Source organism: Paraburkholderia sp. 2C (assembly GCF_054589215.1).
In genome coordinates this window covers 138,491-149,857 of the sequence record NZ_BAAILL010000012.1, presented here as the reverse complement: position 1 = coordinate 149,857, position 11,367 = coordinate 138,491, and the positions used below count along the sequence as shown (strand labels likewise).

Sequence of the window (11,367 nt, the reverse complement as noted above, 5' to 3'; positions counted from 1 at the left end):
CCACCACCACCACCACCACCGCCACCGCCACCGCCACCGCCACCGCCACCACCGCCACCGCTACCGCTACCGCCACCACCGCCGCTGCTACCACCAGCGTTACTACCCGCGTTGCTGCCTGCGCCACTTCCTGCGCCACCGCCTGCCGAGCCGCCAGCGCTTCCGGAGGACGAACTGCCCCCACCCGCCGCAGCGCTGGCGGACGCAGCACCGGAGCCGCCGCGAGCGCCGCCGTGCGTATAAGGACCACAGTTGTTCTGGTTGCCAGCACAACTATCTGGCGTGAATACCGCGGCGGCGTCATCGGCAGCGGTCGAAGATGTTGCATCGGTGGGAATCTGACCTGCGGCGGCAGGCTCGCCAGGCATGTCGGCTTCGCCGCTTCCGGGCAGGCCGGCAATCGATACGCTGCTTGCCGGCAATGCCGCATCCGCGAGAATGAGCCATCGCGGCACGACTTCGTCCGTGCTCGCCGCCCATGCCGCCGTCCACGGCGGCGCCCCGATCACCACAACGAGCGCCGCGCCGAGGGCGACCTTCACCATCGCTCTGCGTCCTGAAAGATCGCAGTGCGTAATAAATTTATCAGGCTCCATCGCACATCTCCCTGGAATCTGCAGCCCCGCATTCGCCGCGATTCCCTTTGTTCCAATCCTGTCGACGGGCGGACCGCGAGACTTCGCCGTCACGCGATCCGCCGCCGCCCTGATTGCCCCGTAGCTTTATTGATGCACACCGCGCCGCCCTTCGCGGCGCGATTCGCCACGCTCCCTGTGGATCGACGTTTAGGCGTCGATCCGCGTGCCTGCCGATTCGCATCGATCGACTTGATGACGTCGATCAGACGAAAGCGGACGCCCGGCATATAGCGATAAACATGCCATTGCGCGCAAAGGCGCGCCGCGCGTGGCGCGATGCGCGAGCAACGAGTGCGGGGAGGGAAAAACCTGCGGAAAACGTTTCTGCGCTGAAACGAGGGCGCGAAATCAGCTCGCGCGATGTTTCATCGGCGACGTTGAAGCGAGCGAAGCTCGTCGATAGGGATATGGCAGCGGATGCGATGGCCGTCGCCGGCATCGGAAGAAGGCGGGTCCTGCTGTTCGCAGATCGCGCCGATCTTGCGCGGACAGCGCGTATGAAACACGCATCCCGAAGGCGGCGCTGCGGGACTCGGTGGTTCACCTTCGAGACGGATGCGCTCGCGGCCCGAATTCGTTGTATGCGCATCGAGTGTCGGTACCGACGACAGCAACGCCTCCGTGTACGGATGATGTGGTCCATCGAACACCGCAGCGGCGGGCCCGATTTCAAGCAGTTGTCCGACGTACAGCACGGCGATGCGATCCGACAGATAGCGCACTACATGCAGGTCGTGCGAAATGAATACGTAGCTCACCTGATGCTCGCGCTGCAAATCCGCGAGCAGGTTCAGAATCGCGGCCTGCACCGATACATCGAGCGCGGACGTCGGTTCATCGCAGACCACCACGCGCGGGTCGCCCGCGAACGCGCGCGCAATCGCAACGCGCTGCTTGAGGCCGCCGGACAACTGCCGCGTGCGCGCGCTCAAATAACGGTCCGGCAAGCGCACGGCGGCTGTGAGCATCGCGAGCCGTTCTTCACGCGCAAGCCCATGCAGCGAAGTCAGTCGCGACAGCGCGCGGCCGATCAGACGCTTGACCGAATGCGCGCGATTGAGCGCCGAATCGGGGTTCTGAAACACGATCTGCAGCGACTTCACCTGCGCGTCGTTGCGGCGTGTCACGCGCGAGGCCAAGGGCTCGCCGTCGAGTTCGAGCACGCCGCCCGCGTCGGGCGCGATCAGGCCGAGCAGCATCTTCGCGAGCGTTGTCTTGCCGCTGCCCGATTCGCCGACAAGGCCCAGTGTTTCGCCGGCCGCGAGTTCGAGCGACACCGAATCGACGGCGCGCAATGCGACGCCGGACGCATGGAAGGTCTTCGAGATGTCCGCGGCGCGCAGCACACGTTCGGCGCCGTTGGGCTTCGCCGCGACCGGTGCGGCTGGCATGCGTGCTTGCGCTTCACCGGAATTCGCCGATGCCGCTTTTCGCGCCGGCGCATTCACATTCGTGCGCGGCAAGTCGATCGCACGCTCGTGATAGTGACAGCGCGACATCTGATCGCCATGCTGCGCGCTCATCCGGTATGGCGGCGGCGCATCGCGGCGGCAGCGATCGTCGGCGAGCCGGCAGCGGTCCGCGTAGATGCAGCCGTGCGTGATCGAACCGGGCGTCGGCAAGCTGCCCGCGATCGTATCGAGCCGGTCCGTATCCTTGCTGCGCCCCGGACTCGGCAGGCAGCGCAACAAGCCGACCGTATAGGGGTGACGTGGCCGGTTGAATACATCGCGCGTCGCGCCTTCCTCGACGAGCTTGCCCGCATACAGCACGCCGACGCGCTCGCACATCTTGCCGATCACCGCGAGGTTGTGGCTGATAAACAGCACCGCGGTACCGTACTCTTCGCGCAACTGCGCGATCAGATCGAGCACTTCCGCTTCGACGGTTGCATCGAGACCGGTCGTCGGTTCGTCGAGGATCAGCAGCGCCGGGTTCGACGCGAGCGCCATCGCGATCACGACGCGTTGTTGCATGCCGCCCGACAGTTCGTGCGGGTAACTGTCCATCACACGCTCGGGCGCCGCGATGCGCACACGGCGCAGCATGTCGAGCGTGCGCTGCATCGCTTCGTCGTAGGTCGCGCCCGATACTTCGAACGCTTCGGCCACCTGGCGCGCGATCGTCAACGATGGGTTCAGCGCGCGCGACGGGTCCTGGTAGACCATCGAGATCGCATTCGCCCGCATGGCGCGCAGCGCAACCGCATCGAGCGATTCGACATCCTCTCCGTCGATCGAGATGCGGCCCGTCTTGACGCGGCCGTTGCGCGGCAGATAGCGCAGCACGGCCATCGCCACCGTCGATTTGCCACAGCCCGATTCGCCGACCAGCCCGTACGCTTCGCCGCGCCGCACGCGAAACGACACGTCCTGCAGCACCTCGCGATCGCGGCCGCGCACACGATACGCAACCGTGAGCCCGACGATCGTCAGCGCGTCGGAACGGTCGCGCTTCGAGACGTCGAATGCGGGAAAGGCCGCGGCCGGCGATGCGCTCATCGGTCCAGCACTCCTTCGACGCTGTCGGCGATCAGATTCACGCCGACCACCAGCGATGCGATTGCCGCCGCATCGAACACGACGGTCCACCATGCGCCGCCCGCCATCAGCGTGTACGACTCGGAGAGCGCGAGTCCCCAGTCCGCGGAAGGCGGCTGGATGCCGAAGCCGAGAAACGATAGCGTCGCGACCGAGAAGATCGCGTAACCGAGGCGCACGGTCGCTTCGACGATGATCGGCGGCAGCACGTTCGGCAGAATCTCGGCGAACATGATGTAGGGCGCGTGCTCGCCGCGCAGCTGCGCGGCGGCGACATAGTCGAGATGGCGTTCGGCGAGCACCGCGGCGCGTACGGTGCGCGCGGTGATCGGCATGAACGTGATGCCGATCACGAGGATCACTGTCAGGTTCGATGCGCCGACCGCGGCGAGCGCGAGCAGCGCGACGATCACGAGCGGCAGTGCGAGCACGGCGTCGATTGCGCGGCCGATCACATGATCGACCCAGCCGCCGAAGTAGCCGACGGTCAAACCGAGCGCGGTGCCGGCGACGGTGCCGACGAGCGTCGCGAGCGGCGCGATCGTCAGGATGTCGCGCGCGCCGACGATCACGCGCGAATAGACGTCGCGGCCGAGCTGGTCGGTGCCGAACCAGTGCGAATGATCGGGCGGCAGCAGCGAATTGAGCGGATCGGACGCGTATGCGTCGTGCGGCGCGATCCATGTGCCCGCAATCGCGCAGGCCACCCACCACAGCACGATCAGCACGCCGACGACGAAGCTCGGCGAGCGCAACAGCAACAGCAGCCGCTCGACGCGCGGATCCTGCGCGCGCGGCGGCGGTGCGGCGGCGGTCGCTGTGCTCGCCGCAGCCGCCGTGCCGGCAGCGGCGCTGCCTGCGCCGGATGCCTCACGCGCCTCGGGCGTACCGGGTGCGGCGCTCGTCATAAGGTGCTCCTCATTCGGCGCTCCGAACGCGCAAGCGCGGATTCAGCGTCACATGCAGCGCGTCCGCGATGAAATTGGCGACCGTATAGACCACGCCGACTGTCAGCACGCCGGCCTCGAGCATCGGAAAATCCTTCGCTTTCGCGGCGTTGTAGATCAGCGAGCCGATGCCCTCGTAGTGAAACAGCGTTTCCACGACGACGAGGCCGCCGATCATATAGCCGAGCTGCGTCGCGGCGACGGTGATGGTCGGCAGCAGCGCATTGCGCAGCACGTGCCGGAAAATCACGATGTGCGGCGGCAAGCCTTTGAGAATCGCGGTGCGCGTGTAGTCGGCATCGAGCGCTTCGACGGTGCCCGCGCGCGCCATTCTCGCGATATAGCCGAAGAAGATAAGCACGAGCGGCAGCACCGGCAGAATCAGATGCCGCAGCTGTTCGAGCACGCCCGCGCCGGGCGGCGCGTCCGCTTCGATCGGTAGCCAGCGCAACCAGATGCCGAACACGAGTATCAGCACGATCGACGAAACGAACTCCGGCACCACGGTTGCCGACAGCCCCGCGACGCTGATCGTGCGATCGATCCATCGTCCTTCGTGCAACGCGGCCCATACGCCGCCCGCGATGCCGAGCGGCACGACGACGATAAACGCGAGCAGGCCGAGCTTCGCCGAGTTCGCAAGCGCGCTGCCGACAAATGGCGCAACCGGTTCGCGAAACGCGTATGACGTGCCCATATCGCCGTGCAGCAGATGCGTGATCCACTGCGTGTACTGCGTGAGCAGCGGCCGATCCGCGCCGAGCTGATGGTTGAGCGCGGCGACCGCGCGCGCATCGGCGAGCGGCCCGAGTATCGCGCGGCCGATATCGCCGGGCAGCAACTGGCCGCCTGCAAACACCAGCACCGAAAGCAGCCACAACGTGACGAGCGCGAGCGCGAGACGCGTCGCGAGAAAGCCCGCGACGCGCGCGGCGTCGCCTGAAGTGCCGCGTTTGGCGGCGGGAGCAGTGGAGGCAGGGGTCGACATCGGAGCCGGCTACGCGGCGATCACCGCGCGATCGAAATACAACTGCGCGAGCGCAGTAAAACGCACGCCGTTCAGCTTTGCGCGTGCCGCTATCAACTGGTCGTAGAAGAACGGAATGATCACCGGGGTTTCATCGAGCAGGAGCGTCTGGATCTGGGCGGAGATGCGCTTTTGCGACGTGATGTCGAGCGCCGCGTCGAAATTCGCAACGAGCCGGTCGTATTGCGGATTCCGGAAGTGCGCAGCATTCCACGTACCTGTGCTCGTCAACGGCGCTTTCAGGAACACGTTGGGCACGCCGCGCGCGCCGTAATCGGTGATGCCGAGCGGCGAGTCGAGCCAATCGGACTTGCCCGGCACGCCCGCGCCGTAATACATCGACTGGCTTTCCACCTTGAGGTTGATGCGCACGCCGATCGCTTTCGCGTAGTTCTGCACGACGACCGCGAGGTCGGGCAGCTCCATGTACTTTTCAGTGGTCAGCGTGATGTCGAAGCCGTTCGGCACGCCCGCTTGCGCGAGCAGCTGTTTCGCCTTCGCGACGTCGATCTTGCGTTGCGGCACGCCGGCATCGGAAGACGGAAACACCGGCGCGAACGGGCTATCGTTGCCGACCTGCGCACGGCCCTGAAAGAGCCCGCGCACGATCACGTCGCGGTCGATCGCCAGCGCGAGCGCCTGGCGCACGCGCTTGTCCTTGAATTGCGGGCTGTCGTTGCGCATGTGAATCTGACGGTGCGCACTCGACTTCACGCCGATCACCTTGAATTCGGGGTTGTTCAGCAGACCGCGGCCGCCCTGCACGGTGAACGTGCCCATTACGTCGGCCTGACGGCCTTGCAGCGCGAGTATCTGCGCCTGCTGATCGGCGTAGAACGTGAACTGCACGCGTTCGGGCAGCGCCTTTTCGCCCCAGTAGTCGGGATTGCGCACGAACGATGCGCCGACCTTCGGCTGGTACTTCTCCAGCTTGAACGCGCCCGTGCCGACAAAGGTTTTTTCGTAATCGCCCTTATAGCTGGCCGGCAGAATGATCGCGTTGTAGTTGTCCGACGAAACGTAGTACGGGAAGTTGCCGGTCGGCGCGTCGAGATGAAATTCGACCGTGTGATCGTCGACGACCTTCGTGCCGCTCTTCGACAGCACGCCCTTGAATACCGATAGCGCGGCCGAGCCCGTGGCCGGGTCCGTCAGCCGGTCGAACGTCGCGGCCACGTCCTTCGCGCTGAACGCTTCGCCATTGTTGAATTTCACGTTCTGACGCAGCTTGAAGGTCCAGACGTCGCCCTTGTCGTTCGGCTTCCACGATAGCGCGAGCGCGGGCCGCAGGGCCAGCTTCTCGCTGTCGTCGTCGACGAGGAATTCGCCGGTCTGGTTCAGCAGCGCGAGGCCGCCGGCATCGGTCACCGTGAGCGGATCGACGGCGCCGGCCGGTGTCAGATGGGCGACGCGGATGGTCGCATTCGACGCGCCTTGCGCACGCGCTTCGCGCGATGCGAACAGCCCCGTGCCTGCGAGCGAAAGCCCGATTACGCTCGCGTAGCGCAATAGTTCGCGGCGCGACAGGCGCCCCGCGAGGAATTCGTCGATTGCATGATGGCCGTACGGGTCGGCTTCGCTGCGGGCGGCTTCGAGGGCGCGTCGTAGTGACGGCAGGTACGGGTGGTCCGCGGGGATCTTCATCGATAGATAGTCCGGTCCGTTCTGTTGAGCGTCGCGCGCGACCTGACACTCAGGCATTCTGGCAAAGGCGGCGCGGCGGTGCGAGCGGTACTGCGACGATGGATGAGGAGTCAGTGTAAGCGATTGCCTTGCAATGCGGCGCGTTTGCGCCCGCGAACCGCTGTGCCGGTCACGAGAAAGCGGGGCGGCTTGTCTCGCGCTGACAACGGTTGGGATTCGATTGAGCGGCGGCTCGTGCGTTCAGGCACGCGGCGAAGCGCGAGAACCATGCGGCGCCGCGCCGGCGAATTCGCTGTGATTACCGCGTGCGCTTCTGCTATTGCGGTGACTGCGCGGACGGTGTCGACGGTGCGCGCCGCCAGCGATGAAACAGAATCGAACCGATCCAGCACGCCATGAAGGTGGCGACGATGCCGTATCCGAGCGTGCCGAACTGTGCGTTGACCGCGCCGATCGCATCCCACGCGCGGCCGGACAAGCCGAGCTTGTCGGCGATCAGGCCGAGCGCCTCGACGCCACCGATCGCGATCGCGACGAGCGCCGAGACGAACGTGATGCTTGCGTTGTAGTAGAGCTTGCGCTTCGGATCATCCATGGCCCAGCCGTACGCGTGGACCATCAGCACGTTGTCGGTGGAATCGACGAGCGTCATGCCCGCGGTGAAAAGCGCGGGAAACACGAGAATCGAATAGAGCGGTAGGCCTTTGCCGGCCTCGGCCGCGGCGATCGCGAGCAGGCCGATTTCGGTCGCCGTGTCGAAGCCAAGGCCGAACAGCACGCCGACCGGATACATATGCCAGCTCTTCGTGACGACGCGAAACAGCGGCTTTAACGCGCGCGACAGCAATCCCGCCGGCGCGGCGGCGCTGGCGATGGCTTCGAGATTCGCGTGGGTGGTTGCGTTGCGGCCGTCGGCGTCGCCGTGGTTCTCGCCGCTGCGCTGCGCGTGCCGATAGCGGCGCCACACATCGCGCAGAATCGTCAGATTGACGCCCGCGAGCACGAGCAGAAAAGCCGCCGATACCATCGTGCCGATCGTGCCGCCAACGGCCTTGAATGCGTCGAAACGGCTATGCAGCGACAACGCCGTGACCGCGATGCCGATCGTCGCCGCGATCACGATGGTCGAATGGCCGAGCGAAAACGCGAGTCCGACGCCAAGCGGCTGCTTGCCTTGCTGCATGAGCTTGCGCGTGACCGCATCGATCGCCGCGATATGGTCCGCGTCGACCGCGTGACGCAGACCGAAGCCGTAGGCGAGCAGCGCGGTGCCGAGCAGCAGCGGATAGTGGCGGAACGCGATCAGCGCCCACGCCCACGCGCCGAGATTCACGGCAATCAGCGTGGCGTAGAGCGTCACGATCTGTCGTGTCGGAAGACGAAGGCGCGTGGCGGGCGGCGTCATGAGGCGTCGTGTGGAAAGGGCAGGGAGGGCGTTAGTGCTGGTGAGGATGTTTGTGGATCGGATCGACCCAATAGACGGTTTCCGGCTGTTCGACCGCGTCGATATTGAGGTTCACGACGACCGCTTCGTTGTCGCTGCGCACGAGCACGCATTCGAGCGGGTCGTCGGTGCTCGCATTGATCTCCTGATGCGGCACATACGGCGGCACGAAGATGAAGTCGCCCGGGCCCGCTTCGGCGGTAAATTCGAGGTGTTCGCCCCAGCGCATCCGCGCCTGGCCGCGCACCACGTAGATCACGCTTTCGAGTGCGCCGTGATGATGCGCGCCCGTCTTCGCGTTCGGGTGGATCGTCACCGTGCCGGCCCAGATTTTCTGCGCGCCGACGCGCGCGGCGTTGATCGCGGCCGCGCGGTTCATGCCCGGTGTTTGCGCCGTGTTCGTGTCGAGCTGGTCGCCGCGGATAACCTTGACGCCGTGTTCGCGCCAGTCGATGGGCTGATCCTGCGTTCCGTGCGCGCCATGCGCGGTTTCGTCACGGTCGTCATCGTGGTGATCGTGGTCGTGGCTCATCGGTTGTCTCCTTGCGCGAACCGTAGGAAGCGCGCCGTCCATTCTGGCACGGCCAAAAATGACACGCACGCTCGCCGGCATCGCGCCGTGGGCACGGGCGTTGGTGCGCACGAAAAAAGCCCGTTCGCGAGGAACGGGCTTTGGCTGGAACATCGAATACCGATTACTTCTGTTTCGCGTTGATGATCGCTTCGGACACGTTGTTCGGCGTTTCAGCGTAATGCTTGAATTCCATCGTGTACGTCGCGCGGCCCTGCGTGAGCGAACGCAGCGACGTCGAATAGCCGAACATCTCGGCAAGCGGCACTTCGGCGCGGACGAGCTTGCCGCCGCCGCCCGCGATGTCTTCCATGCCCTGCACGATGCCGCGCCGGCCCGACAGGTCGCCCATCACGTTGCCCATAAACTCTTCCGGCGTTTCCACCTCGACGGCCATCATCGGTTCGAGCAGCACCGGCTTTGCCTTGCGCATCGCGTCCTTGAACGCCATCGAACCGGCCATGCGGAACGCGTTTTCGTTGGAGTCGACGTCGTGGTAAGAACCGAACGTCAGCGTGACCTTCGTATCGACGACCGGGTAGCCGGCGAGCACGCCGGCCTTCAGCGTGTCCTGGATGCCCTTGTCGACGGCCGGGATAAATTCGCGCGGAATCACGCCGCCCTTGATCGCGTCGACGAATTCATAGCCCTTGGTCGGATTCGGTTCGAGCGTGATCACCGCATGGCCGTACTGGCCGCGCCCGCCCGACTGCTTGACGAACTTGCCTTCGACGTCCTCGATCTTCGTGCGCACGGTCTCGCGATAGGCGACCTGCGGCTTGCCGACCGTCGCTTCGACGCCGAACTCGCGCTTCATCCGGTCGACGAGAATTTCGAGGTGCAGCTCGCCCATGCCGGAGATGATCGTCTGGCCCGATTCCTCGTCGGTGTTGACGCGGAACGACGGGTCTTCCTGCGCGAGACGGTTGAGCGCAATGCCCATTTTTTCCTGGTCGGCCTTCGTCTTCGGTTCGACGGCCTGCGAGATGACCGGCTCCGGGAAAATCATCCGCTCGAGAATGATCACGTTGTTCGGGTCGCACAGCGTATCGCCGGTGGTCGCTTCCTTGAGACCGACTGCGGCCGCGATGTCGCCCGCGCGCACTTCCTTGATTTCCTTGCGCTCGTTCGCGTGCATCTGCAGGATACGGCCGAGGCGCTCCTTCTTTTCCTTCACCGCGTTGTAGACCGTATCGCCCGATTCGACGACGCCCGAATACACGCGGAAGAAGATCAGCTGGCCGACGAACGGGTCCGTCATGATCTTGAACGCGAGCGCGGAGAACGGCTCGTCATCGCTCGGATGGCGTTCCGCTTCCTTGTCGTTTTCGTCGTGACCGAGAATGGCGGGCACGTCGACCGGCGACGGCAGATAGTCGATCACCGCGTCGAGCATCGCCTGCACGCCCTTGTTCTTGAACGCGCTGCCGCACAGCATCGGCACGATCTCATTGGCGATCGTGCGCTTTCTGAGCGCGCCCTTGATGTCCTCTTCGGTCAGGCTTTCGTGGTCTTCGAGGTACTTTTCGAGCAGCACCTCGTCGGCCTCGGCGGCGGCTTCGACCATCTTGTCGCGCCACTCGTGCGCGAGCTCGACGAGATTCGCCGGGATGTCCTTGTACTCGAACTTGATGCCCTGGCTTTCGTCGTCCCAGACAATCGCCTTCATCTTGACGAGGTCGACCACGCCTTCGAAATGCTCTTCAGCGCCGATTGGAATCTGGATCGGCACCGCGACGCCCTTCAGACGCTCGCCGATCTGCTTCTGCACGCGGAAAAAGTCGGCGCCGACGCGGTCCATCTTGTTGACGAACGCAATGCGCGGCACCTTGTACTTGTTCGCCTGGCGCCACACGGTTTCCGACTGCGGCTGCACGCCGCCGACCGAGTCGTACACCATGCACGCGCCATCGAGCACGCGCATCGAGCGCTCGACTTCGATCGTGAAGTCGACGTGCCCGGGGGTGTCGATGATGTTGATCCGGTGCTCCGGATAATTGCCGGCCATGCCCTTCCAGAAGGCCGTCGTGGCAGCCGACGTGATCGTGATGCCGCGCTCCTGCTCCTGCTCCATCCAGTCCATCGTCGCCGCGCCGTCGTGAACCTCGCCGATCTTGTGAGTCACGCCGGTGTAAAAAAGGATGCGCTCGGTGGTGGTAGTTTTGCCGGCATCGATGTGAGCGCTGATCCCGATGTTCCGATAGCGCTCGATGGGAGTCTTGCGGGGCACGTGAACCTCCATGAAATAGCGCGCCGCCCCTTTTCCGCCGGCGGGTGACCTACCCGGTCCGGTCGGCTGCGGCGCGACTGGCAGAGAATATAAGGATAGCGTGTCGGGTCCCCTTTTGCTTGAATCTTCCGCATTGCGGCAAGCGGGCGGAGCGTGCGGCACGGGCGGCGCATCGGGCACAGTCGGTTGCACCGCATGCGGCGAACGGTGATTCGGCAGCATGCAGAAGCGAAAAAGCCGGTTCGCACGCGTGTGTGCGAACCGGCTCAATGCCGTGACAGCTGCGGGGGCGATTGCTGCGTCGCGACGGATTGCGCGATGCACGA

At 65.0% G+C, this 11,367-nt stretch carries 8 protein-coding genes; all 8 read right to left on the bottom strand.

All coding sequences use genetic code 11. The features are described from left to right. Window positions 1–328: hypothetical protein (locus tag ACYPXD_RS02990; protein ID WP_459707278.1), on the bottom strand; the 328-nt coding region annotated here is incomplete at its 3' end. Window positions 329–1,003: 675 nt separating this feature from the next. Next, complete coding sequence (locus ACYPXD_RS02985; protein WP_459707276.1) at window positions 1,004–3,139, bottom strand: dipeptide ABC transporter ATP-binding protein; 2,136 nt, start codon at window positions 3,137–3,139, stop codon at window positions 1,004–1,006. Continuing rightward, window positions 3,136–4,086, bottom strand: coding sequence for an ABC transporter permease (locus ACYPXD_RS02980; protein ID WP_459707274.1), 951 nt, complete (start codon window positions 4,084–4,086; stop codon window positions 3,136–3,138). The genes ACYPXD_RS02985 and ACYPXD_RS02980 overlap by 4 nt, the downstream gene beginning before the upstream one ends. Before the next feature lie 10 nt (window positions 4,087–4,096). Further along, window positions 4,097–5,113, bottom strand: a complete 1,017-nt coding sequence (locus tag ACYPXD_RS02975) for an ABC transporter permease (protein WP_459707272.1) — start codon at window positions 5,111–5,113, stop codon at window positions 4,097–4,099. 9 nt (window positions 5,114–5,122) lie between these two features. After that, window positions 5,123–6,796, bottom strand: a complete 1,674-nt coding sequence (locus tag ACYPXD_RS02970; protein WP_459707270.1) for an ABC transporter substrate-binding protein — start codon at window positions 6,794–6,796, stop codon at window positions 5,123–5,125. A gap of 316 nt (window positions 6,797–7,112) precedes the next feature. Next, complete coding sequence (locus ACYPXD_RS02965; protein WP_459707268.1) at window positions 7,113–8,201, bottom strand: HoxN/HupN/NixA family nickel/cobalt transporter; 1,089 nt, start codon at window positions 8,199–8,201, stop codon at window positions 7,113–7,115. A 31-nt stretch (window positions 8,202–8,232) separates the two neighbouring features. Beyond that, window positions 8,233–8,772: a cupin domain-containing protein gene (locus ACYPXD_RS02960; RefSeq protein WP_459707264.1), complete on the bottom strand. Its 540-nt coding sequence runs from the start codon at window positions 8,770–8,772 to the stop codon at window positions 8,233–8,235. 163 nt (window positions 8,773–8,935) lie between these two features. Further along, window positions 8,936–11,041, bottom strand: coding sequence for an elongation factor G (gene fusA, locus ACYPXD_RS02955; protein ID WP_459707262.1), 2,106 nt, complete (start codon window positions 11,039–11,041; stop codon window positions 8,936–8,938). Window positions 11,042–11,367: the final 326 nt, after the last annotated feature.

What these genes read in the sequence shown, in the direction of transcription:
- ACYPXD_RS02980 (WP_459707274.1), bottom strand. Translation starts at nt 4,086, where the DNA reads ATGACGAGCGCCGCACCCGGTACGCCCGAGGCGCGTGAGGCATCCGGC.
- ACYPXD_RS02985 (WP_459707276.1), bottom strand. Translation starts at nt 3,139, where the DNA reads ATGAGCGCATCGCCGGCCGCGGCCTTTCCCGCATTCGACGTCTCGAAG.
- ACYPXD_RS02965 (WP_459707268.1), bottom strand. Translation starts at nt 8,201, where the DNA reads ATGACGCCGCCCGCCACGCGCCTTCGTCTTCCGACACGACAGATCGTG.
- ACYPXD_RS02975 (WP_459707272.1), bottom strand. Translation starts at nt 5,113, where the DNA reads ATGTCGACCCCTGCCTCCACTGCTCCCGCCGCCAAACGCGGCACTTCA.
- ACYPXD_RS02960 (WP_459707264.1), bottom strand. Translation starts at nt 8,772, where the DNA reads ATGAGCCACGACCACGATCACCACGATGACGACCGTGACGAAACCGCG.
- ACYPXD_RS02970 (WP_459707270.1), bottom strand. Translation starts at nt 6,796, where the DNA reads ATGAAGATCCCCGCGGACCACCCGTACCTGCCGTCACTACGACGCGCC.